This window comes from Polyangium fumosum (assembly GCF_005144585.1).
GTDB classification, from domain to species: Bacteria; Myxococcota_A; Polyangia; order Polyangiales; family Polyangiaceae; genus Polyangium; species Polyangium fumosum.
The window spans coordinates 103,398-129,840 of the sequence record NZ_SSMQ01000018.1 but is presented as its reverse complement, the minus strand read 5'-3'; the positions used below and the strand labels follow the sequence as shown (position 1 = coordinate 129,840).

Annotated in this window: 21 protein-coding genes; 15 read left to right on the top strand and 6 right to left on the bottom strand. The window is 69.6% G+C overall.

Translation table 11 applies throughout. The features are described 5' to 3' along the window. Positions 1 to 42: 42 nt before the first annotated feature. Both E8A74_RS19095 and rtcR read right to left on the bottom strand, forming a co-directional pair. A complete protein-coding gene (locus E8A74_RS19095; RefSeq protein ID WP_136930461.1) occupies positions 43 to 837 on the bottom strand; it encodes a sulfite exporter TauE/SafE family protein in 795 nt (264 codons plus the stop codon). An 18-nt stretch (positions 838 to 855) separates the two neighbouring features. Further along, entirely contained in the window at positions 856 to 2,484 is a 1,629-nt protein-coding gene (rtcR, locus tag E8A74_RS19090; RefSeq protein WP_136930460.1) for an RNA repair transcriptional activator RtcR, read from the bottom strand. A gap of 154 nt (positions 2,485 to 2,638) precedes the next feature. On the opposite strand from rtcR, the gene E8A74_RS19085 reads away from it, so the two are divergent. From E8A74_RS19085 to E8A74_RS19055, 7 genes are all read left to right on the top strand, one after another. After that, on the top strand, positions 2,639 to 3,868 hold the full coding sequence (locus E8A74_RS19085) for an RtcB family protein (protein ID WP_136930459.1): 1,230 nt from the start codon (positions 2,639 to 2,641) through the stop codon (positions 3,866 to 3,868). 4 nt (positions 3,869 to 3,872) lie between these two features. Then, complete coding sequence (rtcA, locus tag E8A74_RS19080; protein ID WP_136930458.1) at positions 3,873 to 4,901, top strand: RNA 3'-terminal phosphate cyclase; 1,029 nt, start codon at positions 3,873 to 3,875, stop codon at positions 4,899 to 4,901. 93 nt (positions 4,902 to 4,994) lie between these two features. Beyond that, positions 4,995 to 8,240, top strand: coding sequence for a PD-(D/E)XK nuclease family protein (locus E8A74_RS19075; RefSeq protein ID WP_136930457.1), 3,246 nt, complete (start codon positions 4,995 to 4,997; stop codon positions 8,238 to 8,240). Then, positions 8,237 to 11,704 carry a UvrD-helicase domain-containing protein gene (locus E8A74_RS19070; protein WP_232379649.1) on the top strand — a complete coding sequence of 1,156 codons (3,468 nt, stop codon included), beginning with the start codon at positions 8,237 to 8,239 and terminating at the stop codon, positions 11,702 to 11,704. Before E8A74_RS19075 ends, E8A74_RS19070 begins: the two co-directional genes overlap by 4 nt. A 171-nt stretch (positions 11,705 to 11,875) precedes the next feature. Beyond that, positions 11,876 to 12,151, top strand: coding sequence for a hypothetical protein (locus E8A74_RS19065; protein ID WP_136930456.1), 276 nt, complete (start codon positions 11,876 to 11,878; stop codon positions 12,149 to 12,151). Positions 12,152 to 12,256: 105 nt separating this feature from the next. Further along, positions 12,257 to 12,835 carry an HD domain-containing protein gene (locus E8A74_RS19060; protein ID WP_136930455.1) on the top strand — a complete coding sequence of 193 codons (579 nt, stop codon included), beginning with the start codon at positions 12,257 to 12,259 and terminating at the stop codon, positions 12,833 to 12,835. A gap of 274 nt (positions 12,836 to 13,109) precedes the next feature. Further along, positions 13,110 to 13,454 (top strand): hypothetical protein, encoded by a 345-nt coding sequence (locus E8A74_RS19055; RefSeq protein WP_136930454.1) that lies wholly within the window; start codon positions 13,110 to 13,112, stop codon positions 13,452 to 13,454. 65 nt (positions 13,455 to 13,519) lie between these two features. On the opposite strand, the gene E8A74_RS19050 is transcribed toward E8A74_RS19055, so the two are convergent. Next, a complete protein-coding gene (locus tag E8A74_RS19050) occupies positions 13,520 to 14,938 on the bottom strand; it encodes a YcbK family protein (protein WP_136930453.1) in 1,419 nt (472 codons plus the stop codon). A 492-nt stretch (positions 14,939 to 15,430) separates the two neighbouring features. Between E8A74_RS19050 and E8A74_RS19045 the strand changes: the two genes are divergently transcribed. Genes E8A74_RS19045 through E8A74_RS19030 form a run of 4 tightly spaced genes read left to right on the top strand, consistent with a single transcriptional unit; the run spans position 15,431 to position 17,931 of the window. Further along, complete coding sequence (locus E8A74_RS19045; protein WP_136930452.1) at positions 15,431 to 16,042, top strand: hypothetical protein; 612 nt, start codon at positions 15,431 to 15,433, stop codon at positions 16,040 to 16,042. Beyond that, positions 16,039 to 16,455: a hypothetical protein gene (locus E8A74_RS19040; protein WP_136930451.1), complete on the top strand. Its 417-nt coding sequence runs from the start codon at positions 16,039 to 16,041 to the stop codon at positions 16,453 to 16,455. Before E8A74_RS19045 ends, E8A74_RS19040 begins: the two co-directional genes overlap by 4 nt. A gap of 7 nt (positions 16,456 to 16,462) precedes the next feature. Further along, positions 16,463 to 16,912 carry a D-aminoacyl-tRNA deacylase gene (dtd, locus tag E8A74_RS19035; protein WP_136930450.1) on the top strand — a complete coding sequence of 150 codons (450 nt, stop codon included), beginning with the start codon at positions 16,463 to 16,465 and terminating at the stop codon, positions 16,910 to 16,912. 44 nt (positions 16,913 to 16,956) lie between these two features. After that, on the top strand, positions 16,957 to 17,931 hold the full coding sequence (locus E8A74_RS19030) for a ketopantoate reductase family protein (RefSeq protein ID WP_136930449.1): 975 nt from the start codon (positions 16,957 to 16,959) through the stop codon (positions 17,929 to 17,931). Here the strand turns inward: E8A74_RS19030 and pdxA are convergent. The 3 genes from pdxA to E8A74_RS19015 form a co-directional block, all read right to left on the bottom strand. Then, on the bottom strand, positions 17,926 to 18,978 hold the full coding sequence (gene pdxA, locus E8A74_RS19025; protein WP_232379648.1) for a 4-hydroxythreonine-4-phosphate dehydrogenase PdxA: 1,053 nt from the start codon (positions 18,976 to 18,978) through the stop codon (positions 17,926 to 17,928). The two genes, E8A74_RS19030 and pdxA, sit on opposite strands and share 6 nt — an antisense overlap. Continuing rightward, positions 18,975 to 19,715, bottom strand: coding sequence for a winged helix-turn-helix transcriptional regulator (locus E8A74_RS54835; RefSeq protein ID WP_136930447.1), 741 nt, complete (start codon positions 19,713 to 19,715; stop codon positions 18,975 to 18,977). Before E8A74_RS54835 ends, pdxA begins: the two co-directional genes overlap by 4 nt. Positions 19,716 to 19,776: 61 nt before the next feature. Then, positions 19,777 to 21,225, bottom strand: a complete 1,449-nt coding sequence (locus E8A74_RS19015; protein ID WP_136930446.1) for a TldD/PmbA family protein — start codon at positions 21,223 to 21,225, stop codon at positions 19,777 to 19,779. 137 nt (positions 21,226 to 21,362) lie between these two features. On the opposite strand from E8A74_RS19015, the gene E8A74_RS19010 reads away from it, so the two are divergent. The 4 genes from E8A74_RS19010 (at position 21,363) to E8A74_RS18995 (ending at position 26,410) form a co-directional block, all read left to right on the top strand. Next, a complete protein-coding gene (locus E8A74_RS19010) occupies positions 21,363 to 21,785 on the top strand; it encodes a CopD family protein (RefSeq protein ID WP_136930445.1) in 423 nt (140 codons plus the stop codon). A gap of 176 nt (positions 21,786 to 21,961) precedes the next feature. After that, a complete protein-coding gene (locus tag E8A74_RS19005; protein WP_136930444.1) occupies positions 21,962 to 24,391 on the top strand; it encodes a tetratricopeptide repeat protein in 2,430 nt (809 codons plus the stop codon). Positions 24,392 to 24,431: 40 nt separating this feature from the next. Continuing rightward, on the top strand, positions 24,432 to 25,757 hold the full coding sequence (locus tag E8A74_RS19000; protein ID WP_136930443.1) for an RCC1 domain-containing protein: 1,326 nt from the start codon (positions 24,432 to 24,434) through the stop codon (positions 25,755 to 25,757). After that, the gene (locus E8A74_RS18995) at positions 25,739 to 26,410 is read left to right on the top strand and encodes an RCC1 domain-containing protein (RefSeq protein ID WP_136930442.1); all 672 of its coding nucleotides are present in this window, start codon (positions 25,739 to 25,741) and stop codon (positions 26,408 to 26,410) included. Before E8A74_RS19000 ends, E8A74_RS18995 begins: the two co-directional genes overlap by 19 nt. The last annotated feature ends 33 nt before the right edge of the window (positions 26,411 to 26,443 follow it).

Below are 26,443 nucleotides of genomic sequence, written 5' to 3'. Positions count from 1 at the left end.
GCCCGGGCAGGTGGTCATCGGGGGCCCGCCGAGGCGCCCTGATCAACGGAAGAAGGCGGCCCGGAAAAACCAGGCCGTCATGGCGAAGCCTAGCACCACGATCGCTCGACGCAGTTTGTCAGGGTCGATGCGTTGCGAGAGGCGTGCCGAGAAATAGCCGCCTGCGATGGCGCCGGCCATGACGGAGAATCCGGGGACGAGCCAGAGCAGGCCCTCGCGGAGGAAAAACATCGAGGCGACGAGGTTGATCGCCACGCCGAGCCAGGCCTTCATGGCATTGAGCTCGTGCAGTGTCCCCTCGATGAAGAGGCCAAAGACGGCGAGCATGACGATGCCCATCCCAGCCCCGAAGTATCCGCCGTAGACGCTGACCAGGAATTGCAAGAAGATCCCGAGCGCTACGGGGACGCGCGCCTTTTGGCCGAGGGCGGCCTTGCGGATCCGCGCCTGGAAGGCGAGGAGGAGCGTGGCGAGGAGGACGAGGAGCGGGACGACGAAATCGAAGAGGCGCTCGGGCGTGTGCGTGAGCAGCCATGCGCCGAGGAGCGCGCCGGTGATCGTCGGGAGCGTGAGGTATCGCAAATGGGGCTTCGTGCGCGCGAGCTGGTCGCGGAAGCCGTACGCGCTCGCGAGCGAGCCGGGCCAGAGGGCGACCGCGTTCGTGGCATTCGCGGCGAGCGGAGGGACGCCGAATGCGACGAGGAGCGGGAAGGAGAGGAGGGATCCGCCGCCGGCGACGGCGTTGATCGACGAGGCCACGAAGCCCACGGCGAAGAGGGCCACGAGGGCGAGCGGGTTCTGACTGGAAAAACCGAGGTCCTGGGAGACGAGCGGCATGGGGGGCCTCGGTCCGAATCAGGTGGAGCGTCCGCTCGCGGTTTGCCAGTCGAGGCCGAAGCGGGCGAGGTATTTGCGTAATCGATCGGCGTCGTTGACCGTGGTGCGCTCCTTGCGCGATTCGGCGAAGAGCGTGCGGCCGGCCTCGCTGAGGGTGCGCGAGGCGCGGCAGACCCGTAAGACCTCTTCGAGCTGGGCGCGGTCGAATCGATCGAGCTTTGTGGAGGCCTCGGCGCCGAGGACCTCGGCGAGGATTTTGCCGCCGCCGGCGGAGCTGCCATTTGGCAGGTGAATGCGTCCGCTCGCCCAGGCGAGTTCCAATCGTTCGATCTCCTCGGCGACGTTTTCCTTCGTGATGCGGCCGCCGTGCGCGAGCGTGGCCATGCGGGTGACGCAGGCGTTGAGGTCCCGAAAATTGCCGCTCCAGAGGGCACGCGGGGAGGCAGCAAAATCGAGGAAGGCCTCGCGCGCGGCGCGGTTCATGGTGACGTTGACGCCGAGGAGGCGCGAGGCAAGCTCGAGTTCGTAATCGAGGTTCGGCTCGATGTCCTCGGGGCGCTCGCGCAGGGCCGGGAGGCGGAAGGTCCAGAGGTTGATACGGGCGTATAGGTCCTCGCGAAAATCGCCGCGCGCCGCCCGGGCCCCGAGGTCGCGGTTCGTGCCGGCGATGAGGAGGAAATCACTCTTGACCTCCTGGTCCGCGCCGACCGGATAAAACGCCTTTTGCTCGATCGCGCGGAGGAGCATGGCCTGCTCGTCGAGGCCGAGCTCGCCGATCTCATCGAGGAAGAGGAGTCCGCCATCGGCCTTGCGCAAGAGGCCCGGGCGATCGGCGACGGCGCCGGTGTACGCGCCCTTTTTATGGCCGAAGAGCGTGGCCATGGCCGCGTCGCCGCGGAGCGTGGCGCAGTTGACCGGGACGAAATCGCCCTGGATCTGGCGTCGCGCTTTCTTGAGCTCGTAAATGCGCGCGGCGAGCTGGCTCTTGCCGGCGCCCGTGGGGCCCATGAGGAGCATCGGGGCGCGCGAGGCCTTGGCGACCTCTTCGACGCGCTCGATCAGGCGATTGAACGAGGCATTCTTGGTGTCGATGCCAGCCTTGAGGAAGCTTTGGCCCTCGTGGCGCTCGCGGGAGAAGCGCGAAGCAATGCGGTCATAGCGGGAGAGGTCGAGGTCGACGATCGTGTACGCGCCCGGTCCGCCGCGGGTCTCCTTGCGGGGCGGCGAGGTCTGGATGACGCGGCCGGGGAAATAACGGGCCTCGGTCAGGAGGAAGAGGCAGATCTGCGCGACGTGGGTGCCCGTCGTGAGGTGGATAAGATAATCCTCGCGCTCGGGTTTCCACGGATAGGCGCGCGCGATGTCGTGGAGGCCGGCATAAACCTCCTCGAAATCCCAGGCGTCCTTCCAGGTGACCGCGATTCGCTCGACGATTGTGTCGGGCGAGGCGTGGCGGACGTCCTCTTCGATCTGCGTGGCGAGATCGCCGAATCTGGGCTCCGCGAGCAAGACGAGGCGGCTCACGAGCAGGTCCTCGTGCTGGCAAAGCGAGACCGTGGGCCGCCACTTCTCCCAGCGCGCTGGGCCTTTGCCCGCGTCGAGCGAGGTGCCGAGGATGCCGAACACGACGAGGGGTCGAGAGGACATGGTAAGGTCGACGACAGAATAGCACGTTCTTCGTCCCCTGTATCGGACTTTATCCAGGTGTCTATGCGCGGACGCGAAAAAGGGCCCCGGGAGCCAGGCACGCGGCGTGCTCTTCCGGTCCGCGTCCACCCGTGACGTGAAAGGCTAGGCGACCATGAAGGAGACGACGACCCACCTGACGTTCGAGACCGACGGCGTGCCCATCAAGGCCTGGACGCGCGGCGTGCCGTTCGAGAGCGAGGCGGAGACGCAGGTGCGGCGCCTGGCGAGCCTGCCGTTCCTCCACAAGTGGGTCGCCGTGATGCCCGACGTACACGCCGGGAAGGGAGCGACGGTCGGGAGCGTGATCGCGACGCGCGGCGCGATCATCCCCGCGGCGGTGGGCGTGGACATCGGCTGCGGGATGATCGCCGTCGAGACGTCGCTGACGGCGTCGCAGTTGCCTGACGATCTGAAGGGGATCCGCAGCGTGATCGAGGCGGCCGTGCCGCACGGTCGCACGAACAACGGCGGGCCCGGCGACCGCGGCGCGTGGGGCGAGGCACCCGAGCGCGTGCAGAAGGCGTGGGCAGAGCTCGCGCCGGGCTACGAGGCGATCGTGAAGGAGAACCCGTCGATCGGGCGCGGGACGTCGTTCGGGCACCTCGGGACGCTCGGGACGGGGAACCATTTCATCGAGGTCTGCCTCGATGAGCGCGACCACGTGTGGTTCATGCTGCACTCGGGTTCGCGCGGCGTGGGAAACCGCATCGGGAGCCACTTCATCGACCTCGCGAAGAAGGACATGAAGCGGTGGTTCATCAACTTGCCGGACGCGGACCTCGCCTACATCCCGGATGGGAGCGAGACGTTTGGCGCGTACTGGCGCGCGCTCGCCTGGGCGCAGGAGTTCGCGCGGACGAACCGCGCGCTGATGATGGAGGCGACGATCATGGCGGTGCGAACGTCGGGGCTTCTGCCGCCGTTCGAGCTGATGAACGAGGCGGTGAACTGCCACCACAACTACGTGTCGAAGGAGCACCACTACGGCAAGGACGTGTGGGTGACGCGCAAGGGCGCGGTGCGCGCAGGCGAGGGCGAGCTCGGGATCATCCCCGGCAGCATGGGCGCGAAGAGTTTTATCGTGCGCGGGCTCGGGAACCAGGAGTCGTTCTGCTCGTGCAGCCACGGCGCGGGTCGGAAGATGTCGCGCTCGGCGGCGAAGCGGGCGTTCTCGCTCGAGGACCACGCGCGCATGACGGCCGGGATCGAGTGCCGCAAGGACGAGGACGTGATCGACGAGACGCCCGGCGCGTACAAGTCGATCGACGATGTGATGCAAGCGCAGCGCGACCTCGTCGAGGTCGTGCGCACGCTGCGGCAAGTGGTGTGCGTGAAGGGGTGAGGCGATGCTGACGCTGGATGGAGCAACGGGCGAGGGCGGAGGGCAGATCCTGCGCTCCTCCCTGGCCTTGTCGATGGTGACGGGTCAGGCGTTCCGGGTGCACTCGATCCGCGCGAGGCGGTCGAAGCCGGGGCTCATGCGTCAGCACCTCGCGGCCGTGCGCGCGGCCGCGGAGGTGAGCGGCGCGGCGCTCGAAGGCGACGTGATCAATTCGCGCGAGCTCGTGTTCAGGCCGAGCGCCGTGAAGCACGGGTCGTATCGGTTCGCGATCGGGAGCGCGGGGAGCGCGACGCTCGTGCTGCAGACGGTGCTGCCGGCGCTGCTCGCGACGGCCGGCAGCTCGTCGCTCGTGTTCGAGGGCGGGACGCACAACCCGATGGCGCCGCCCTACGATTTCGTGGAGCGCGCGTTTTTGCCGATCGTGCGTCGCATGGGCGCGAGCATCTCGGCGCAGATCGTGTCGTACGGGTTTTACCCGGCCGGCGGGGGCCGCGTGGAGGTGACCGTGGAGGGCTGCCCGCGGCTCGCGGCTCTCGCGCTGCTCAATCGAGGCGAGGTGCGAAGGACGCAGCTTCGCGCGCTCGTGTCGCAGATCCCAGGCACGGTCGGGCTGCGCGAGGTGGACGCGTTCCTCGCGGAGGTGCCGTGGGATCGCGCGTGCGCGCGGCCCGAGGTCGTGAAGAACAGCCCGGGGCCGGGCAACGCGCTTGTGGCCGACGTGGAGAGCGAGCACGTGACGGAGATCTTCACGTCGTTCGGCGAGCGCGGAGTGCGCGCGGAGGCCGTGGCAGAGAAGCTCGCGAAGGAGGTGAAGCGATATCTCGTCGCTGGCGTGCCCGTCGGCGAGCACCTCGCCGATCAACTGCTCTTGCCGATGGCGCTCGGCGAGGGCGGGGCCTTTCGCACGCTCGCACCGTCGGGGCACACGCGGACGCAAGTCGAGGTGATCCGGACCTTCCTGGGAACGGAGGTGCGGATGGACGAGCGTGGCGCGGAGGAATGCGTGATCGAGGTCAAAGGAATGCGGCGGTAGGAGCGAGCGGGCAGGCGCTCGGGCTCGGCATGCAAGGGAACGCTCGACAACGCGGCCGACCCCGGGCATGACGGGCACGTGCTGCGTCTGCTCGTGTCCCCCCGAAGCGAGGAGCGGCTCCGGGCCGCGGAGGTTTTCCTCGGGGAGGGGAACGCCGACGCGGTCGCGCTCCTGGTGGGGCCGTCCCGCGGGGCAGCGCTCGATCTCGCGGCGCGGGTGGGTTCGTCGCGAGGCGCGATCTTCGGGCTGCATCGTCTGACGCTCGGGCAACTCGCGGCGCGCCTCGCAGCGCCGGAGCTCGCGCGGCGGAGGCTCGCGCCGGCCACGCCGCTCGGCGTGGAGGCGGTGGTGGCGCGCGCCGTGGCGAGCGCGCTCGAAGCGGGCGCGCTGGGATATTTCGCGCCAGTCGCGCGGACGCCGAGCTTCGCGAGCACGCTCGCGGCGACGCTCAGCGAGCTGCGGGTGGAGGGCGTCGGGCCGGCGGAGATCCGAGGGGACGATCCGAGGAGCCGGGATCTGCGGGAGCTCGCGCGTCGCTACGACGAGCAGCGAGAGCGAGCGCGGATCGCCGATCGCGCGGAGGTGCTCGCGGCGGCGACGGTGGCCGTGCGCGAGGCGAGCGAGATACGAAGGGCGCGGCTCGTGCTTCTCGACGTGCCGATCGCGTCGCGGCTCGAAGAGAGGTTCGTCGCGGAGCTCGTCGCCGCGGCGGAGGTCACGTTCGCGACGGCGCCGACAGGGGACGATCGCGCGGTGGAGGCGCTCGCAGCGCTCGCTTCGGAGGTCGTGACGGATCGGAGCGAGCGGTCGCATTCGTCGCTCTCGCGGCTGCATCAATACCTGTTCGCCGCCGCGGAGCTGCCGGCCGCGGAGGCGGGGGAGGACGTGTCGTTTTTCTCGGCGCCGGGCGAGGGGCGCGAGTGCGTGGAGATCACGCGTCGGATCCTCGCGGAGGCGCGGCGCGGCGTGCCGTTCGACGACATCGCGGTGTTCCTGCGCGCGCCCGACACGTACGCGGCGTTGCTCGAGAGCGCGCTGCGCCGCGCGAAGATTCCCGCGCATTTTGCGATAGGCGCCGCGCGGCCGGATCCCTCGGGACGCGCGTTCCTCGCGCTGCTCGCCTGTCGCGCCGAAGACCTCTCACCGCGGCGGTTCGCCGAGTACCTGTCGCTCGCGCCGATGCCGAAGGAGAACGTCGCGGCAGAGGCAGCGCCGCGGCCGTTGATGCCGCGGGCCGATCTTTTCGGCGCGCTGCTCGAAGGCGAGCCGACGGCGAAACGGATGCGTCGCGAGCAGGTGAGCGAGGGTGCGCGTGTGCCTGTGCGGTCCGCGCCGATCGGATGGGAGCGTCTGCTCACGAAGGCCTCGATCGTCGGGCGCAAGGAGCGCTGGGCCGAGCGGCTCGCGGCCCTCGGAAAGGCCTTCGAACGGGAGCTTGCGTTGCTCCGGCGGCGGGATCCGAGCTCGCCGCGGATCGAGACGGTGGAGCGCGAGATCGAGGCGCTCTCGGAGCTCACGCGGTTCGCGCTTCCGCTCGTCGATACGCTCGCGTCGCTGCCCGAGCACGGGAGCTGGGGTGTGTGGATCGAGGAGCTCGGCAAGCTCGCGCGGATGGCGCTGGAAGAGCCGGAGGACGTGCTCTCCGCGCTGTTCGAGCTCGCGCCGATGGCGGAGCTGCCGGCGGTGTCGTTCGACGAAGTTCGGCGCGTGCTCGAAGGCCGGCTCGGGTCCCGCGTGACGCCGCCGTCGGGGAGACGATACGGCGCGGTGTTCGTGGGGACGCCGGAGCTCGCGCGAGGTCGATCGTTCGCGGTGGTGTTCGTCCCCGGGCTTGCCGAGCGGCTGTTCCCGGAGGCGCCGCGCGAGGATCCGATCCTGCTCGACGGAGACCGGCGCGCGATCTCGAAGGCGTTGCGGACGCAGGCAGATCGGAGCCGCAATGAGCGGTTGCTTCTGCGTTTGTCCGTGGGGGCTGCGCGAGAGCGGGTGCATCTCTCGTATCCGCGCGTCGAGGTGGCGGCGGGACGGCCGCGGGTGCCTTCGTTTTATGGGCTCGACGTGCGACGCGCGACGACGGGGACGTTGCCCGATCACGACGCGCTGGAGCGAGACGCGGCGAGCGCGTCGGGCGCGCGGCTCGCGTGGCCCGCGCCCGCCGAGCCCGAGGACGCGATCGACGACGCCGAGCATGACCTCGCGATGCTGGGGCGGCTCTTGCACGGAGGCGAGGAGGCCGAGGCGGCAGGGCGCGCGCAGTACTTGCTGGATTTGAATCCGCACCTCGCGCGATCGTTGCGTACACGGTCGGCGCGCTGGGACAAACCCGTGACGCATCATGACGGCATCGTGCGCAAGACCGCGGCGACGGCGGCGGTGCTCGCGGCGAGCCGGCTGCGCGTGCGGCCGTATGCAGTGACGGCGCTCGAGAAGTTCGCGGCGTGCCCGTATCGATTCTTGCTGGCGGCGATCCACCGGCTGCCGGCGCGCGAGCGGCGCGGTTCGCCCGATAGGCTCGATCCGATCTCGCGCGGCGTGCTCTTTCACCGTGTGCAAGCCGAGACGCTCGCAAAGCTGGAGCGAGAAGGGGCGCTGCCGTTCGGCCCGGATGGTTTGTCGCGGGCCGAGGCCGTGCTCGATGAGCGGCTCGACGCGGCGGCGCGCGAGCACGAGGAGCGTACGCTGCCGCCGGTGGAGAGCGTGTTCCGCGACGAGATCGAGCGCGCGCGGGTGGAGCTTCATACGTGGCTCGCGCGCGTGGCCGAGCAGAGCTGGCTCGTCTGGCCGGTGCGGTACGACCTCGCGTTCGGGCTGCCGCCGCACGAGCACGAGGATCCACGCAGCGTGGTCGAGGCCGCGTTGATCGAGGGGCAGTACCTGCTGCACGGCGCGATCGACGTGGTCGAGCGGCATGCGGCGACAGGGCATGCACGTGTGACCGACGTGAAGACGGGGGCGAACTTCACGCGGCCGGGGCTCGTGATCGACGGCGGCGAAGTGCTGCAGCCGGTGCTCTACGGTCTCGCGTACGAGGCGGTGTGGAAGGAGCCGGTGGCGGACGCGAGTTTGTCGTTCTGTACGGCACGCGGTGGGTATGTCGAGCACGTGATCGAGCTCGACGAGTCGGCGCGCGCGAAGGCCGTCCGCGTGCTCTCGCTCGTCGACGAGGCAATCGACAAGGGGTTTTTCCCGCCTGCGCCGAGGCCGGGCGCGTGTGAGACCTGCGGCTACAGGCTCGTATGCGGGCCCCACGAGGAGAGGCGCGCGGCGCGCAAGGACGAGGACTCGCTCGACGGCGGCGCGTTGTTCACGCGGCTTCGTCTGCTCCGAGGTGAGCCGTGACCGAAGGCACGCTCGCGTTCGAGGCGCTGCAAGGCGAGGGGCTCGCCGACGCGGAGGCGCGTGCGCTCATCCGCGGCGCGCTCGGGAGCACGATGATCGTCGAGGCTGCGGCCGGCACGGGCAAGACGACCGAGCTCGTGCTCCGCATGGTCGCCGTGCTCGCGGAGGGGCGCGCGGAGATCGAGGAGATCGTCGCGGTCACGTTTACCGAAAAAGCAGCCGGCGAGCTCAAGCTCCGGCTGCGCAGCGGGATCGAGCGCGCGCGGAGGCTCGCCCCGGACGAGGCGCAACGCGCGAACTTGGAGCGATCGCTCGCGCATCTGGAAGAAGCGCGAATCAGCACGATCCACGGGTTTTGCGCGGATCTCCTGCGCGAGCGCCCCGTGGAGGCGGGCGTCGATCCGGCGTTCCGCGTGGTGACCGAGGCCGAGGCGGATCGGCGGTACGGCGAGGCGTTCCATCGGTGGCTCGAACAGATCCTCGGTCGTCCGCCCGAAGGTGTTCGACGGCTCCTGCGGCGGCGCGAGCACGGCCCCGGTCCGATCGAGAGGCTGCGCCGTGCCGGACAGGAGCTCATCGCCTGGCGACATTTCACCGCGCGCTGGCAGCGGCCTCCGTTCGAGCGGGACCACGCCGTCGACGCGATCCTCGCGGAGATGTCGGCCTTCGCCGAGGCGAGCGAGGGCGCGCTCCACGGAAACGATCCGCTACACCGCGACACCGAGCCGGCACGCGCGCTCGTCATGCGCCTGCGCGCCGAGGGCGAGCACCGCTGGGATCGCGACGAGATCGAGGCCGAGCTTTGCGCCCTCGCGCGGCAACGCGACTTCATGCGACCGCGGCGCGGCGCGGGATCCCGCTACGGAGCGCACACGACGCGGGCCGATTTGCTCGCGGCGCACGCAGCGCTCGTGGCATCGCTCGAGCGGTTCCAGCGCGCGGCCGACGGGGATCTCGCGGCGCTCTTGCAGGAAGAGCTTGGAGCGCTCGTCGCGACGTACCAGGCGCGCAAGGCCGAGGTGGGCGCGCTCGACTTCGAGGATCTGCTCGTCTGCACGCGCGACCTCGTGCGTGATCAGGGCGAGGTGCGCCGCGCGTTCCAGGAGCGGTATCGCTGCATCTTCGTCGACGAGTTCCAGGACACGGACCCGCTCCAGGCCGAGATCCTCATGCTGCTGGCGGCCGACGATCCGAGCGTCCGCGCCTATCGCGACGTGCGGCCCGTGCCCGGAAAGCTCTTCCTCGTCGGGGATCCGAAGCAGGCGATCTACCGGTTTCGTCGGGCCGATCTTTCCGTGTACGAGGAGGTCAAGGAGCTGCTCGTCCGGCGCGGCGCGCTCTTCGTGGAGCTCAGCACGAGCTTCCGATCGGTCCCCGGGATCCAAAAGCTCGTGAACGTCGCGTTCGCGCCCGTGATGGTGGGCGATCGCGAGGCGCTCTCCGCGCGGTACGTGCCGCTCCGGCCCGCGCGCAAGTCGATCGCAGAGCAGCCGTCGATCGTGTGCGTTCCCGTGCCCGAGCCGTACGGCAAGCAGCGGCTCACCTCGGCCGCCGTCGAGGAGAGTGTGCCGGCCGCGGTGGGCGCGTACCTCGACTGGCTCCTGCACGAGAGCGGCTGGAAGGTGACCGAGCGCGATCAGCCCGGCGAGCTCGTCCCCGTGGCGCCGAGGCACGTTTGCCTGGTCTTCCGCCGCTTCGAGAGCCACGGCGAGGACGTCACGCGCGCCTACGTCGAGGCCCTCGAAGCGCGCGGCATCCCGCACGTGCTCGTCGGCGGAAAGTCGTTTTACGCCCGCGAGGAGGTCGAGACCATGCTCGCGGCGCTGCGCGCGATCGAGCGCCCCGAGGACGAGCTCGCCGTCTTCGCGACGCTGCGTGGTTCGCTCTTCGCCGTCGGCGACGAGGCGCTGCTCGAATACCGGTTCACCTACGGGAAGTTGCACCCCCAACGAATCCCCGAGGCCCCGCTGCCCCCGCACCTCGCGCCGATCGCCGCCGCGCTCTCGCTCCTCGCGCGGCTCTCCGAGGGGCGAAACGCGCGGCCGATCGAGACCACGGTCACCGAGCTCTGCGACGCGACACGCGCCTGCGTGGGGTTTGCCCTGCGTCCCTCGGGCGAACGCGCGCTCGCCAACGTGCTGCACGTCGCCGAGCTCGGGCGCGCCTACGAGGCCTCCGGTGGCACGTCGTTCCGCGCGTTCGTCGAGCAACTCGAAGAGGACGCCGAGCGCGGTCGCGCGCCCGAAGCGCCGATCCTCGAAGAGGGCGGCGACGGCGTGCGGATCATGACGGCGCATCGAGCCAAGGGCCTCGAATTTCCCGTCGTGGTGCTCGCCGACGTGACCGCGCGTCTCGGCGCGCAAGCGGTGAGCCGCTACGTCGACGCCTCGCGCTCGCTCTGCGCGCTCCGCCTCGGCAGCGTCGCGCCCTGGGACCTCGTGGAGCACGAGGCGCTCGAAATGCGGCGCGACGAGGCCGAAGGCACGCGGCTCGTGTATGTGGCCGCGACGCGCGCGCGGGACCTCGTCATCGTGCCGGCCGTGGGCGACGCTCCGCAGTTCCCCGAGCAATCGTGGATCGGCCCGATCCACGCGGCGATCGCGCCTCCCTCGGGCGCGATGCCGTCCGTCGACGCGGCGCCCGGCTGCCCGCCGTTCGGCGACGATACGGTCCTGTCACGGCCGCCGGGGGTTTCACGCGGGCCGGCCACGGTTTGTCCGGGCGGATATCGTTTGTCCGGCGGTCATGACGTCGTGTGGTGGGACGTGACGCGCCTCGACCTCGCGCGTGAGCCTGCGTTCGGCGTGCGGCGCGAGGACATGCTGCGCAAGGACGCGCCCGTCGGCCGCGTGGAAGAGGATCTGGAGACGTACCGACGCTGGGTCCGGGAGCGCGCGGCCGATCGCGAGCGCGGCGCGCGTCCGCTGTACAAGGTGCAGACGGTCACGGAGCGGGCCGAGACGTCGAACGAAGCGCCTGCGCTCGACGTGCCGATCTTCGATGTCGGTCGGGAAGCGGGCCGGCCCGGGGGGGCTCGCTTCGGCGAGCTCGTGCATGCGGTGCTCGCGCAGGTCCCGCTCTCGGCCGACCGGGATGTCGTGGAGCAGGCGGCGGCGCTCGCGGCGCGGCTCTTCGGCGCGACGGAGATCGAGGAGGCGGCGGCGGTGCGCGCGGTCGTCCTCGCGCTCGCTCATCCGGTGATCGAGAGGGCGCGCGCGGCCGAGGCGCGCGGCGAATGCCGACGGGAGACGCCGCTCAGCCTGATGGCCGAGGATGGGACGCTGATCGAGGGCATCGTCGACCTCGCGTTTCGCGAGCCGAACGGATGGACCGTGGTGGATTTCAAGACCGACCGCGCGATCGACCGCGCGGGGCCCGTGTATCGGCGGCAGGTTTCGCTTTATGCGACGGCGATCGGGCGGGCGACGGGGGAGCCCTGCGTGGCTTTGCTCTTGCGGGTTTGAATCCTCTTGCGTGCGTGGAAGCCTCGCAGACGGTGATTCAACCAGACAAACCCCACGTGCGTTCGGGCTTTTTGTGACGCGTTTGCAATGGGACGTGATGGAACTTCGTCCGAGGTGTGTCTGTGAGCAGGGCTTGACGGCTCACTTACGCGCTGGTGGAGTGGTTCGATCATGCGTGACGATACGCCGAACCCCTACGAGCCCCCGAAAGAGGCGCCTCCGCAGAGATTCGAGAACTCGTGGAGCCAGAACGCAGAACTCAGCGGGGCGGATTGGGCCCTCATCGTCCTTTGTTCATGTCCCGCGGCCATCGTCGGGCTCGTCCGGGTCATCAAGGGCGAGCCCAGTGGCGCGAAAATGCTTGGGTTTTCCATTCTGTCCATGTTTGTGTGGGGGATTCTGCGCGGGTGCGTCACCGCGGCGCAGCAGACCCCGCACATGTACTGAGGTCGAGGCGGTCCGAAGCAGGCGCGCCGGCTTGACTGCGGCGTGAAGTGTCGCGGCGCGCGCTCGGCGCTCGCCGCGGCGCCTCGGGGACACTAGATTCCAGGCATGACGCCCCTCCTCAAGCGCGCGCTCGATCAGGCGGCGGTTTGGCATCGAGGACAGAAACGCAAGTACCCCGGCGTCGACGTGCCGTACGTGAGCCACCTGGCTGGCGTCGCCGTCCTCCTCGCCAAGCATGGCTTCGACGACGAAGTCATCGCAGCAGGCGCGCTGCACGACGCCATCGAGGACACCGGCGCGACAGCCGAGGACATCGCGCGTCTGTTCGGGCGCCGCGTCGCCGAGCTGGTGCTCGCCGTGACCGAGCCCGCGAAGACGTTCGCCTGGGAGGAGCGCAAACAGCGCTACCTCGAGCAATTCATGAACAACCCCTGGGACGCCCAGGCCATCACCATTGCGGACAAGATCGACAACTTCCAATCGATCGTCGTCTGCGCGGCGACCCACGGCGACCCTTGGCCCATGTTCCGCCGCGGCCGCGATACGCAGATCGCCGGCTTCCGCGCGCTGCGCGAGCGCATCGTGCGCTTGCCGTCGCACCCGTTGATCGACGAGTTCGAGCGCGCCTTCGCCGACGTCCTCGCCACTCCGGCCGGCGCCGCGCTCGAACATCGCTCGGCCTGAACGCCTGGGGTCTGTGGTATGTGCGGATCCGCTCGGGCCGCGCGAGCGTTTCGGGCGCATCTCACGAGAGGAGGAGAGCGATGAAGAAGACCCTCAGGTTTCCCCTGGCGGTGGGCCCAACTGCGCCGCCGACGGCGAGTCACCCTGACCGTCTCCTCGCATGAAACACCGAATGTTGTGGATGGGGCTCGTGGTTCTTGGGGCTTTGGCGTCCGCCTGCCGCTCGGAACCGCCTCCGCCAGCGATCGAGTATGGAGAGCCGGTCGGGCTTCGGATGGCGACGAAGCGCGGGGTGCCGGACTATGAAATTGCCGTCGCCGTCTCCAAAGGGACCGACATCGCGCCGCTCGTCCCGGCGCTCGGCGCGGCCTTGCACGCAGCGGTCGAGCTTTGCCCGGAGATCGTGCAGGCCGGGCAACGCGGTGAGATCGTGGGCGTCTCGTTCCGCGTCGAGCAGGGCGCGATCGGCAAGGTCGCGACGAAGGGCGTGGAGGCGACGTGCGTCGGGGGCGCGCTCGGTGGAAAACCCATCGCCGCGCCGGACAAACTCGCCGTGCTGGCGCAGATCCGGTTCCCGTCCGAGGCGCCCGTTCCGACGGCTCCGACGGGCACACCTTGAAGCGCAGGCGCCGGGGTGGGCGTCGCGCTTGCGCGGTCGCTGCTTTGGACGGCTGCGGCGGGGTGTTATCGCGTCGTCGGTGACGGAGCCGCGGGGGGCGGGGTCGGCTGCGTCTTCTTCGGGGGAGGCACAGGATCCTTCGGGTCGGCTTCCTTCGGCTCCTCGTCCTTTTCCGCCGGCGGCTGCGCCGTTGGATTCGTAGGGGCCTGCGCCGCGGGGGGATCCTTCGGGGCCTGCGCCGCGGTTTGCGGCTCCTTCGTCGCGGGCTGCTCCTTGCCCTGCTGCTCCATCGCCTCGTCCACCGCGGCGACGGGCGACGTTGCCGGCGCATCCGCGGGCTCTGGCGGCGGCGGCCACTGGCTCACGTAGCGCGGCGCTTCTCCCGGCCCCGACGCGTCGATCCAGGTCACCGAGCCCGTCCCCGGCGTGCGCACGTCCACGTGGACGAACGAGCTGTTCGGGTAGTAGCCACAGCCCGTGTCCGCGATCGTCTTGCAGAACGCGACGACTTCCTCGTTCGATACGCCCGCGACGCGCAGGTCGAGCGCGCGCGCGCTCTGGTGCAAGCTGCCCCGGCTCTTCGGGCGGTAGCCGCTCACGAGCGAGATCCCCTTGCCCGGGAAATGCTTCGCGATCGCCTCGACTCGCGACAGGAGCCCTGGATCGAGCAGCCGCACGTTCGGCGCGATCTCGTGGGACGCGACCGCCGGCTCCTTCTCCTTGCCTCCCTTGCCCTTGGCCGCGGCTGGTTTTTCCTGCTTCGCCGCGCGCGGGTCGGGCTTTTTCGCCTTCGGAAGCTCTGGCCGCGGCGTGCCCCAGGGCCGCGCGAGCACGCTGAGCTTCTCGCGCGCGTCGTCGAGCACCTTGCCCTTGCAGTCGACGAGCGAGAACGTCTCGCCTTCGAGGCCGTTCCGATCGATCGACACCGCCGGCGCGAAGCAGGGTGGGCGGTCCGTCTCGGCTTCGGCTTTTTTCGTGCCTTTGCGCTTCTTGCTCGGCGTCCGCGTCGATGCCTTTTTCGTGCGCGAAACGCCCGCCGCGCCCTCGGACTTCTTCGCGCTCGTGGTCTTCGTGCTGGCCGTCGTGGTCGCGCCCTCGGACTTCTTCGCGCTCGCGGCCTTCGTGCCGGCGGTCGTGGTCGCGCCCTTCTCGTGCGTGGCGGGCTTCGTGGCCGCCTCGGGCTTGGCCTTCGTCGACGCCGCCTTGTTCGCGACCTCGGCCGTCTTCGGCTCGGCCTGCACCATGCGCTTCGGCGGGGCCTTGCGTCGGTTCTTGCGTTTCTTCGGCGCAGCGGCGGTTTTTTGGGGCTCCTCGGGCGCCTTCTCCGTCTTCGCGGGCGCCTGCGCCTTCGCGGGCTCCGCCGCCTTCGGCGCCGCCTCTTCCGCGAACGCCTCGCCGAAGGCGAAGGGCGCCGCGAGCGTCAACACCGCCGCGAGCGTGGACGCAACCCTACGCCTGATCCGACCGTAACGACCGCTGACCATGTGTCGTGCTCTCCACCGACGCCCATCCGTCCATGCGCGGGACGCTGGGTACGCCGGTGTCTCGCGTTGTGTCATGGGGTAGGTGCGCGGGCCTAATTTTCTGAGGCTTCCACGGGTGCCTGTGGTAGAGGTGGGGCACCCATCGCGGCGCCACGCGCGCCTCGATGGCGCGGACGTCGCCCTCGTTCATGGCACGTCCCGTCGCTCGGACGGCGGCGGGCAGAGTCCAACCGAGGCGCCCGCGCAGTTGGCCCGCACCGGGGGAAAGGTCGGCTCGAAGCAGACGAGCGTTCTTGGAGAACCAGAGAAGGGCAACGCCGCACGGCGGGCCCGCGCGTGAGCGAGCGACTGCCAGCGAAGCACGAGCACGCCACGAGGCGCGGACGTCGAGCATGAACGTTGCCTCCGGGCTCACGAGTCCCGGGACCAAGAACCGCGAGCCCTGCGAAGCTCTCCCCCTCCGGCGGCAGCAAGGACGAATTTATGCGGCGGATGCGGAAAGACGAGACCAAGGTCTGGCACAACCCCGAGCTCGCGCCGTTTGCGCGGGCGCCGAAGGCCGGCAGCACGAGCCGGAGCGGCACGACCCCCCAGGACAGCCGCGTCGCGAAGGAGCATCGCGCCGCGCTCGAGGCGCTCTTCGCGCCGCGCCGGGAACCGGAGCCAGAAGGCAGCGGAAAGAACGGCAAGAACGGCCGCGACTCGACGCCGAAGCCGGGCCGCATCGTGCTCGCGCCGCCTCCGCAGAGTGATCCGCGCGCCACGGAGCGCCAGCGGCTCCTGTCGAAGCTCCTCGTCGCCGAGGGGCGCCCGCACATCACGAAGGCCGCGAACGAGTTCCTCGGCGCCGGCTTCACCTTCCCCGACGACCAGGACGTGCACCTGAAGCTCCTCGAGCACAGCGACGAGTCGCGCGTGCGTGAGGCGCTCTCCTCGCTCTCCTCGCTCCTCGTCGGCGAGCTGCCGAAGCGCCGCGCCGTGCTCGAGTCGCGCCTGCGCCGCATCGAGGAGTTCGCCGAGGACGAGTCCACCCGCGATGCCGCCGCCCAGCTCCGCAGGCAAGTGAGCGGCAGGCCCGATACGCAGAACCAGTCCGCCCAATGAACAAAGCCGAGTTCGAGGCCGAGCTGCGCAAGCTCTTCCAGGCCCACGAGTCCCGCACCGAAAACGAGCGCTGCGTGCAGTGCGTGAGCTGCGAGCGCTGCGTCGACTGCACGTTCTGCAAGAGCTCGAAGGCGCTCGCGCGTTGCCACTACTGCGTCGACTCGCAGCGCTGCTCGGACAGCACGCACTGCCGCAGCTCGCGCGACCTCGTGCGCTGCAACCACTGCGTCGCGTGCGAGCGCTGCACGCAGTGCTCGTACGTGGTTCGCTCCGTCGACTGCACCGAGTGCACGTACTGCTTTGGTTGCGTCGGGCTCGTTCGCAAGGACTTCCACATCCTGAACAAGCCCTACGACCGCAGCACGTACTTCGCGATCACGAGCCGCCTCACGCGCGAGCTCGGCCTCGGCTGATCGTTCGATGCGCGCCGTCGTGCAGCGCGCCCTATCCGCCCGCGTCGAAGTGAACGGCGAGGTCACGGGCCGCATCGGCCAGGGCCTCGTCGCGTTCATCGGCGCCGAGGAGGGCGACGCGCAGGCCGACCTCGACTACGTCGCGAGCAAGGTCCTCGGCCTCCGCGTCTTTCCCGACGAAAACGGCAAGATGACCCGCGCGCTCGCCGACGTCGGCGGGGGCTTGCTCGTCATCAGCCAGTTCACCGTCTTCGGCGACGTGCGCCGCGGCCTGCGCCCGAGCTTCGACGGCGCGATGGAGCCTGCTGGCGCCGAGGCGCTCTACGATCGTTTCGTCGAGGCCGCTCGCAAGAGCGGCGTCCCCGTCGAGACCGGTCGCTTCCGCGCGGACATGCGTGTCTTCGTCGAGAACGACGGACCGGTCACGATCCTCGTCGATTCGCGCCGCTTGTTCTGACCGTCTTCCCACGCGCCACGCGCGGCGGTACGTAACGGCTCACCATGCACGTGATCGTGTTCGGAGCGGGCGCGCTCGGGCGCATTTATGGCGTACGCCTCGCCGCGGCGGGCGTTCAGGTCTCGTTCGTCGTTCGGCCCTCGCGCCTTGCCGAGACGTACTCGTTCGTCGTCGAGCAGGTGAACGGGGAGAAGCGCCGCGACGTCATCGAGCAGCCGCGCCGCATCGAGCAGATCCCCGCCGACGCGACGCTCCTCCTCCTCGCGGTTCGGTTCGACCAGCTCGACCACCTTTGCCAGAACCAGGACGACGCGCTCGCCGAGGCCCTCCGCGCGGGCCCTGCCGTGCCGCTCGTCGTGCTCACGCCCGTCTTGCCGCCGCAGCTCGCTGCATTGGAGAAGGCGATCGGGCGGCGCGCCGTCAGCGCCATGCCCGGCGTCGCGGGGTACGTGGACGACGTCGATGATCGTGGCGTCGTTCGGTACTGGTCGACCGGCATCGCCTCGACGCTCCTCGACGACGACGCCTCGGGCCCCGCGCACTCGACGTCCCGCGATGCGCTCGAGGTCCTCGCGCGTCGCCTCACGAACGGTGGTTTGCCCACGCGCTTCGAGCGCGACGTCGCCTCGCTCAATGCGGCCAGCACTGTCTCGTTTTTTCCGCTCATCGCGTCGATCGACGCGGGCCGCGGCATCGACGGCGTGCTCCAGGACAAGGACCTCTTCGAGACCGCGGTCGCGGCCGCCAAGGAGTGCGAGGGCCTCGCGAAAAAGCTCGGCAAGGTCGCGCCGTGGGCGCACGTGCTCACGCGCTTCGTCGGGCCCTACACCATCAAGCCCGGCGTGGCCCTCGCGCGCCGCCTGGCGCCCGAGACCGTGCGCTTCGTCGAGCGCCACTTCGGCCCGAAGCTCCACGCGCAGCACCTCGCCATGGGCGAGAGCATCCGCGAGCTCGGCCGCGAGCAGGGCCTCGACATGCCCCAGCTCGATCACCTCATGCAGCGGCTCCGCGCGTCATGACGTGCCCGCGATGAGCGACGCGCGCCCGCGCACCTTCGCGAGCGTGAGCGCGAGCGCGAGGGCGCTCTCCATCCCGCGTGGATCGGCCTTGCCCGTGCCCGCGATGTCGTACCCCGTCCCGTGATCGACGCTCGTGCGGATCACGGGCAGGCCGAGCGTCACGTTCACCGCTTCGCCAAACCCCACGAGCTTGCAGGGGATCGTCGCCTGGTCGTGGTACATCGCGACGACCCCGTCGAAGGCCCCTGCCGCTTGCTTGCGGAACGCAGTCTCGGCGCCGAGCGGGCCCGAGAGCTGCGCGAAAAACCCATCCGCGGCGAGCCGCTCGTTCGCGTGCTCGATCCCCGGCTTGATGCTCGTCTCCTCCTCGATCCCGAGCATCCCGCCCTCGCCCGCGTGCGGGTTCAGCGCCGCGACGGCCACGCGCGGCGCCGCCATGCCGAGCGATCGGAGCAGCCGCACGAGCCAGTAACAGCTTGTCGCCACCGCGTCGGGCGTCACGGCCGCCGGGACCTCCGCGAGCGGAAGGTGCGTCGTGACGAGCGCCGTCGTGATGTTTGCCGCGCGAAACGCCATCACCACCTCGCGCGCCCCGAGCCGCGCCGCGAGGTGCTCCGTGTGTCCCGAAAAACCTTTTGCCCCGGGAGCACCACTCGTCGCGATCGCGAGCTTCGACACCGGACCGGTCACGAGCGCGGCAGCGGTGCCGTCTTGCACGAGCGAGAGCGCCTCGTTCACCCACGCGAGCTGCGCGGCGCCGGCCTTGCGATCCGGGGCGCCGGGCTGCGCGGGCGCGGCGAGCTGCGTGCTCGGCCCCCACACGCCGATCTCGCCGAGCGCGAGGGCCTCGATCTCCTGCGCGCTCGCCACGACGCGTAACCTCGACGCCGCGATCTTCCCGTCGCGCGCCGCGCGCCGCAACGTCTCCGTATCCCCGACGAGCACGCACCGCGCCTCGGCCTCGGCGTTTGCCGCCGCGTGCACCGCGACCTCGGGACCGATTCCGCTCGGACAACCCACACTCACGGCGATCGTCTGGCGCTTCATGCGAGCATCGCCCTCCGCGGCTCGACCGTGGTCCGGCTCGGCGTGTCCGGCGCTTCGAGCTTGTAGCCCGCGCCTCGCAGCGTCACGAGCGGCAGCGCGCCGCCGAGCTTCGAGCGCAGCCGCCGCACGTGGATGTCCACCGTGCGGGGCCCGCCTTCGTACCGCGGCCCCCATACCTTCACGAGCAGCTCCTCGCGCGACACGACCTTGCCGCGCTTCTCGCAGAGATACGAGAGCAACGCGAACTCTTTCGCCGTGAGCGGCACGCTGCGGCCATCGATGCACGCCTCGTGCGCCGATCGATCGACGACGAGCGCGCCGACCTTCACGCGCTCCTCCGTGGCAAACTCGCTCTTTTGCCACTCCCCCTTGCGGATACGCGCGTAAAGCTCCGCAGGCACGTACGGCGAAAGGACGAAATCGTCGAAGCCGCTCGCGGGATCCATCCGCGCGACCTGCGCCACCGAGACGGCCGCGATCGCCGGGACGCCCGTGAGCCGCGTCTCCCGCCGCAACGCGCGGAGCGCCGCCACCGCGAGATCCGGCCGCTCCGGCGTCTCCACGAGGATCGCCCGCGCCTCGTCGTCCTCGCGCTGGAAACACCGCGAGGGCTCGTCCCACAGATCGAGCGTGCGCACCGTGGCGCCGAGGCCTCGCAGCACGCTCGCCGCGCACTCTTCGCGTTCGAGCTCGGGGCCGTGCCCGACGATGACGATGAACGACGAGCGGCGCGACATCGGGCGTCGCTATAAAGCTCATGCTGCGGCGCGGCAAGCGTGCGCCTGCCGCGCTGAAACTTCAGCCGATCTTGGTGCCGCCCACGGTGATCTTGTCGATCTTGATCGTCGGGCATCCGACGCCGACGGGCACGCTCTGGCCGTCCTTGCCGCAGGTCCAGATGCCGTCGGAGATCGCGAGGTCCGTGCCGAGCATCGTGACCTTGCCGAGCACGTCGGGGCCGTTGCCGATGAGGTTCACGCCCTTCAGAGGCCGCGTGATCTTGCCGTCTTCGATCAGGTAGCTCTCGGTCAACGAGAACACGAAGTCGCCGTTCGAGATGTCGACCTGGCCGCCGCCGAACTTCTTCGCGAACACGCCGCGTTTGACGCTGCGAACGATCTCCTCCGGATCGTGCGGACCCGCGAGCAGAATGGTGTTCGTCATGCGGGGCAAGGGCGCGGCGCCGAAGCTCTCGCGCCGGCCGTTGCCCGTCGGCGCGAGCTTGTAGTGCTTGGCCGAGAGCCGGTCGTGCATGTACCCGGCGAGCGTGCCGTTCTCGATGAGCACGCTCCTGCCCGGCTCGTTGCCCTCGTCGTCGACGTTGATCGCGCCGCGCGACGAGAGCAGCGTCGCGTCGTCGACGACGGTGCAGAGCGGGCTCGCGACCGGCTCGCCGACCTTGCCGGCGTAGTTCGATGTGCCCTTCCTGTTGAAGTCGGCTTCGAGCCCGTGGCCCACGGCCTCGTGCAGGAGGATGCCGCTGTCGCCGGGGCCGAGCACTACGTTCATCTCGCCCGCCGGCGCTTCCTCGGCGTCGAGCATCGTCGTCGCTTGCCGCGCGGCTTCTCGGGCGTGCATCTCCGGCGAGAGATCGGCGAAGTAAGCTGTGAGCGTGGTTCGTCCGCCGCCGCTGCTCGATCCTTCCTGCCGTTTGCCGTCGCGCTCCGCGATCGCGCGCACGCTGAAGCGGAAGAGCGGCTGCACGTCGTGCGCCATCACGCCGTCGCTCGTCGCCAGCAGGATCTCGCGGATCTCCTCGGAGAAACTCGCCTCGGCCTTCACGATGTGCGGACCTTCGGCGAGGGCCGCGGCGCTCGCTCGTTCGAGCAGCGCGCGTTTTTCCATGCCGGGCACGTCGAGCGAAACGAGCGGCACGTCGTAGCGGTTCGGCAGCGGCCGGAACCTCGGCAGCACGTGCGTCGTGCCGCCGGAGCTCGTGGCGATCTGCGCCGCGGTCTCGGCCGCGCGCTTCATCGACTCCCACGAGAGGTCCTCGGTGTAGGCGTAGCCCGTCGCGTCGCCGCGCTGCACGCGTACGCCGACGCCCATCGACACGCCGCGCGAGGCGGCCTTGAGGATGCCTTCGTCGAAGGAGAAGCCACCGCCGGCGCGGTATTCGAAGAACAGATCGGCGTACTCGCCGCCTTTGGAGAGGGCGACGGCGAGGAGGCGTCCGCACAGGTCGGCGTCGATCTCGGTGTCTCCGCCCGGCGCGAACGGGGCACGATAGGCAGCGCTTCTGGTCATGGGCCTCCGAATGTAGAGCGCGGCCCTGGATCGGTCGAGCCGAAGCCCCGGAAATCCGGCCTTCGCGTGTGGTTTCTCGCGACCTCGGGCGCAGAAAAGTCGACGTCGCTCGGGCGAAGAGGTAACGCGTTTTTACGATGAACGGACCCCAGATCGCCCTCGTGTGGCTCCACGTGTCGGGCAACCTCGTCTGGATCGGCTCGATCCTCGCGGTTGCGTTCGCTCTCACGGCGGGCGGGACCGACCCGAAGGTTCGTGGCGCGCTGGGAGAGCGGATCTACCGGCTGCTCAGCGTGCCTGCGTTCGTGCTTTCGTTCGTGGCCGGCGTGGCGCGCCTGTTGATGGACACGCGCTACTACCTCGTCGAGCACCACTGGATGCACGGCAAGCTGCTCTTCGCGCTCGTGATCATCGGGATCCACCACGTGATCGGCGGCCGGGCGAAGAAGCTCGCGCGGGGAACTGTGCAGGACGCCGGGCCGACTGCTATGATGGCCATGATCCTCGCGGTGTCGGCGGTCATCGCCGCCTTCTTCGCGATTTTCAAGCTGCCGAACTGAAAAAGCCGGGATCGCGGCTCGCCTGAGATCGCCCGGTTTTGGTTTCGATACTCCGTTCTGACGCGACCGTGCTTGTGCGGGTCGTCGTTCCGTTAGATGATGAATCGTGGATGAGGCGGCGCGAAGCGTCGCGTCGCGTCGTCCCCGGTCGCTCTCTCGAGGAGAATCCCATCGCCGTGGCGGTCGATCGCGACAAGGTGCTCCGAGCAGCGCAGAAGTTCGTCGAAGGAAAGCGCTGGGACAAAGCGATTGCCGAGTTCCAGCGGCTCATCGCCGAAGATCCGAAGGACGTCCGGGTCCTGCTCAAGATCGGCGACTGCCACCTCAAGATCGAGCAGTACGCCGAGGCCATCGAGACGTACGAGGTCGTGGCGCGGCTCTACATCGAGCAGAAGCCGCCCGAGCCGCTCAAGGCGATCCGCGTCTACCGTCAGATCCTGGAGATCATCGACAAGCGCGCGCCGAAGCTCCTCGAACGGTTTGGCTGGGTCTTGCCGCGCCTCGCGGAGCTCTACACGCAGCTCGGCCTGACGAGCGACGCGGCCGCGACGTACGACGACATCGCGAACCGGCTGCACAAGGCGAACAAGGATCGCGAGGCGATCGAGCCGCTGAAGAAGGTCGTCGATCTCGACCCGCAAAACCCCGTGCCGCGCCTGCGCCTCGCCGAGGCGTACAGCCGCATCAAGGACACGCCGGCGGCGATCGGGCAGCTCGGACAAGCGGCGGAGGTCCTCGTCAAGATCGGCCGTCGCGACGACGCGATGAAGGTCCTCGACCGGCTGCTCGCGATCAAGCCCGACGGCAAGTACGCCAAGGTCGCGGCGAGGATGTACCTGGAGCGCGCGCAGCAAACCGACGCGATGACCGCGCTCGCGAAGCTCCAGATCTCCTTCAAGGAGAACCCGAAGGACCTCGAGACGCTCGGCCTCTTGGCGAAGGCGTTCGACAAACTCGGGCAGGGGCCGAAGGCGACCGAGGTCCTGAAGGAGGCCGCGCGCCTCGCGAAGGAAGCCAAGAAAAACGACGAGTTCAACGAGCTCGTCGACGCGCTCCTCGCGCGCGCGCCGAACGACGACGCGGTCCGGCAGCTCGCGGCGCAGCGGCCCGCGCCGCCGCGCAAGCAGGTCGAGGACGACTCGGTCATCGTCGTGGGCGACGACTACGTCGACGTCGACGATCTGCCGCCCGACTCCGAGCCGCCGATCCCGCTCCAGCCCTCGCACCACGACGACGAGGCGCTCCGCGCGCGGCAGTACATGCAGCGGGCGGAGGCGTACCGCAGCCAGTACGACTATCCCTCGGCGATCGCGATCCTGCTCGACGCCGTCGCCATGGTGCCCACCTCGCACGAGCTGCGATCGCGGCTCGTCGACGTGCTCAAGGAGGCGGGCGACGAGGAAGGCGCGATCCGCCAGATGCTGATCTTCGCGCAGCGCCTGAGCGTCGAAGGCGACGTGAAGAGGGCGGCGGAGCTGCTCGACGAGATCCTGCTCATGGATGCGTCGCAACCCGAGGCGATCCAGATGCTGCGCGCGCTCGGCTACCAGGTCGATGCGCCGCAGCCGCAGCAGGTCTACCCGCAGCAGCAAGCGTATCCGTACGCGCAGCCGCAGGGGCAGCTCGGCGCGCTCGACGATCCGTTCGCGGGCGTCCCGGCGCAGCAGCATCAGGCCTACGCGCAGCAGCCGCAGTACCCGGCGCAGCCGTACGCGCCGCCGCAGCATCCGCCTGCGCCGACGCGGAGCCAGACGGGGCACACGCTCGACGAGGACGTCCTCGAGCAGATCGATTTCTATGCCAACCAAGGCATGCTCGACGACGCGCGCGCCATGCTCGACGAGCAGCTCGCGCTCCTGCCGAACCACCCGCTCCTGCTCTACAAGCGCGCCGAGCTCGAGCAGATGGGCCGGCCTTCGTACGTGCCGGATCTGCCGGGCGGCGGCAGCGGGATCATCACGAAGAAGAGCGAGTACCCGGCCGATAACGACTTCAAAGAGATCCAGGACATGATCAATGACCTGGAGTTCGCGCCCGAGGCCGCAGCGGCGCCGCCCGAGTTCCCCGGTGTCAACGTCGAGAAGATTTTCGACGAGTTCAAGCAGGGCGTTCAGGCGCAGATCTCGGATGCGGATTCGGCCACGCATTACGATCTCGGCGTCGCCTATCGCGAGATGGGCATGTACATGGACGCAATCCATGAATTCGAGGTCGCGGCGCGGGACCCGTCCCGTGAATGCGTGTGCCGGTCGGTCATCGGGATGATCCACCTGCAGCTCGGCAACGTGGACGCGGCGATCGACGCGTTCCTGCGCGGGCTCGAGGCGCGGCAGAAGACGCGGGAACAGGAGCTCGCGCTCGCGTACGAGCTCGCGGACGCGTACGAGGCCCGGAAAAACCCGGAGCAGGCGCTCTATTACTTCAAGCGCGTCGGGCAGATCGACCCGAACTACCGAGAGCCGCGTGGCGGCGTGCAGGATCGTATTCGCCGGCTGGAGCCGAACCCGGTCCCGGCCAAGCAGGCGAAGGCGGCCGGCGCGGAGCTCCTCGGCGACGATTTCGATCTCGCGTTCGACGATCTCGTGAGCAAGGGCAAGCTCTCGTAATTCCAACCCAGCCTCATCTTCTGCGGTGTATCGTCGTCGCATGACGCGATACCGCCTTCCTTTTGCTGCGCTGCTCGTCCTGGCCGCCGCAGGCTGCGGACAACCGAGCCAAAAGCCCGCGCGCGAGGCGGGGAAGGTCGACGCGCCTGTCGCCGCCCCGACGACGGCCCCGCGCCTGCGCGCGCTCGTGGCCGGCGAGAGGCATTTCTGCGCGCTGCGCGGCGACGGTCGGGTCCTCTGCTGGGGCCATAACGAGGATTTTCAGGCGGGCAACGTCGACGACCAGGCAATCGCCACGCCGCGGCTGGTCGAGGGGATCACGGGCGCGACCCGCATTGCCGCGGGCGGCCGCGCCACGTGCGCCATCGTCGGCGACGGGTCCCTCACTTGCTGGGGCGAAGGGCGCTGGCGGGCGCCGCGCGTGGTGCCGCTGCCTGGCAAAGCGCGTGATGTGGCGCTGGGAGGCGACACGATCGTCGTCGAGGTCGAGGCAGGCCCGGGAAACAGCACGTTGTTCGGCGGCACGCTGCGCCGCATCGAGCAGCTCGTCCCGTTCCGCGATGGCCATCGGCCTCGCGCCATCAAGAGCATTTTCGTTTGTGGGCAAACCCTCCCGGCCCCGGGCGTACCAGTTTGTCGGAGCAGCATCGAGACGATCCCCGCGCCCGCGGGCGCGACCGCGATCGACGACGACGGCTGCTTCCTCGGCCCGGAAGGGCGCGCGTGCCCCGTCGAAGAAAAGCTCTACCTCGACGATTTCAGCGATGCGCCCCCGGCGTGGCGACGGCATTTCGAGGCCCGGCCGCCGCTCTTCGCCGTGGCGCATCATATGGGCAGCGAAGTCGGTTGTGGAGGTTTTCCCGATGGCCGGATTGAATGCCATGGAATCGGCGATCGAGGGCAATTCGGCGACGGTCGATTCGGCGACGGTCGGTTCGGCGAGCCCAGCGCGGCCGCGCCCGTGGCCGGCCTCGCCGACGTGGCGCAGGTCCGGCTGAGCGCCGACGTGGACAAGGACCATCCCATCGCCTGCGCGCGGACCCGCGGCGGCGCGGTCTCTTGCTGGGTCGTCGGCGAAACGGGGCCCATTGCGTTGCCGATCCAGGACGCCCTCGACATCAGCGTGAACCTCGTGCGCGTGGTCGCGCTCCGGCGCGACGGGAGCGTCGTCGAGATTCTGCTCGACCTCCACGAGGGAAACAGGCTCGTCGCGGCGCGCCGAATCCGCTCAAGGGCCCGCTCGGGAAACGTCGGTATGCGTCCCTCGTCGATTCCCCGGTCCCCGGCGCGATCACGCCGGAGGGCCAGCTCGTCCAGACCCGCTGCCCGATTCGAGGTGATACGTGCGTGTCCGCGTACGACGTGAAATCGATCCGGGCGCGCGCGGCAGGCTGGAACATGGACCGCTATTATGCGTGCGTCCTCGACGACAAGGGCGCCGTGCAATGCCAGGTGAATGACAGCGACGTGGGGATCCTCGGGGACGGTCGGGTGGCGGCAAAGGGCGCGTTCGACACGAAGACGAAGCGGTTCGTGATGGCCGAGGGCACGGCCGTGTTGCCGGGGCCCGCGGCGCAGGTCGCGGCAGCGGTGGCGCACGTCTGCGCGCGCTTGCAGACAGGCGAATTGCGCTGCTGGGGCGAGGATCTGTATGGCGCTCTCGGCAATGGCGGCCCGCGCCTGCCCCAGGGCGCGGCCGAAAACGAGCCCGCGCGCGTGAGCGCGACGCCCGTGGCGCCGGTCGGCCTCGGGAAGGTCCTCGACGTCGCCGCGAGCCGGAGCGCGACCTGCGCAGTGGACGAAGCGAATTCCGTGTGGTGCTGGGGGCAAACGAGCGTGATCCCCGCGTCGGCGACCGGTCAGACGCCCGTGCGCCTCGACCTGCCGAAGGCCACGAGCGTGGCCATGTCCCACGCAGCGATTTGTATCCTCACGCAGAATGGCGAGGTCGTCTGCCAGCGCGGGCGCGCGCCGGGCAGCCCGAAAGATCGAAAATCGTCGTTTCGACTTACGGAATGAGCTGCGCGATCGAGGTGAGGGGGCTTTCGGGTT

What these genes read in the sequence shown, in the direction of transcription:
- E8A74_RS19095 (WP_136930461.1), bottom strand. Translation starts at nt 837, where the DNA reads ATGCCGCTCGTCTCCCAGGACCTCGGTTTTTCCAGTCAGAACCCGCTC.
- rtcR (WP_136930460.1), bottom strand. Translation starts at nt 2,484, where the DNA reads ATGTCCTCTCGACCCCTCGTCGTGTTCGGCATCCTCGGCACCTCGCTC.
- E8A74_RS19085 (WP_136930459.1), top strand. Translation starts at nt 2,639, where the DNA reads ATGAAGGAGACGACGACCCACCTGACGTTCGAGACCGACGGCGTGCCC.
- rtcA (WP_136930458.1), top strand. Translation starts at nt 3,873, where the DNA reads ATGCTGACGCTGGATGGAGCAACGGGCGAGGGCGGAGGGCAGATCCTG.
- E8A74_RS19065 (WP_136930456.1), top strand. Translation starts at nt 11,876, where the DNA reads ATGCGTGACGATACGCCGAACCCCTACGAGCCCCCGAAAGAGGCGCCT.
- E8A74_RS19060 (WP_136930455.1), top strand. Translation starts at nt 12,257, where the DNA reads ATGACGCCCCTCCTCAAGCGCGCGCTCGATCAGGCGGCGGTTTGGCAT.
- E8A74_RS19055 (WP_136930454.1), top strand. Translation starts at nt 13,110, where the DNA reads ATGGCGACGAAGCGCGGGGTGCCGGACTATGAAATTGCCGTCGCCGTC.
- E8A74_RS19050 (WP_136930453.1), bottom strand. Translation starts at nt 14,938, where the DNA reads ATGGTCAGCGGTCGTTACGGTCGGATCAGGCGTAGGGTTGCGTCCACG.
- E8A74_RS19045 (WP_136930452.1), top strand. Translation starts at nt 15,431, where the DNA reads ATGCGGAAAGACGAGACCAAGGTCTGGCACAACCCCGAGCTCGCGCCG.
- E8A74_RS19040 (WP_136930451.1), top strand. Translation starts at nt 16,039, where the DNA reads ATGAACAAAGCCGAGTTCGAGGCCGAGCTGCGCAAGCTCTTCCAGGCC.
- dtd (WP_136930450.1), top strand. Translation starts at nt 16,463, where the DNA reads ATGCGCGCCGTCGTGCAGCGCGCCCTATCCGCCCGCGTCGAAGTGAAC.
- E8A74_RS19030 (WP_136930449.1), top strand. Translation starts at nt 16,957, where the DNA reads ATGCACGTGATCGTGTTCGGAGCGGGCGCGCTCGGGCGCATTTATGGC.
- pdxA (WP_232379648.1), bottom strand. Translation starts at nt 18,978, where the DNA reads ATGAAGCGCCAGACGATCGCCGTGAGTGTGGGTTGTCCGAGCGGAATC.
- E8A74_RS54835 (WP_136930447.1), bottom strand. Translation starts at nt 19,715, where the DNA reads ATGTCGCGCCGCTCGTCGTTCATCGTCATCGTCGGGCACGGCCCCGAG.
- E8A74_RS19015 (WP_136930446.1), bottom strand. Translation starts at nt 21,225, where the DNA reads ATGACCAGAAGCGCTGCCTATCGTGCCCCGTTCGCGCCGGGCGGAGAC.
- E8A74_RS19010 (WP_136930445.1), top strand. Translation starts at nt 21,363, where the DNA reads ATGAACGGACCCCAGATCGCCCTCGTGTGGCTCCACGTGTCGGGCAAC.
- E8A74_RS19000 (WP_136930443.1), top strand. Translation starts at nt 24,432, where the DNA reads ATGACGCGATACCGCCTTCCTTTTGCTGCGCTGCTCGTCCTGGCCGCC.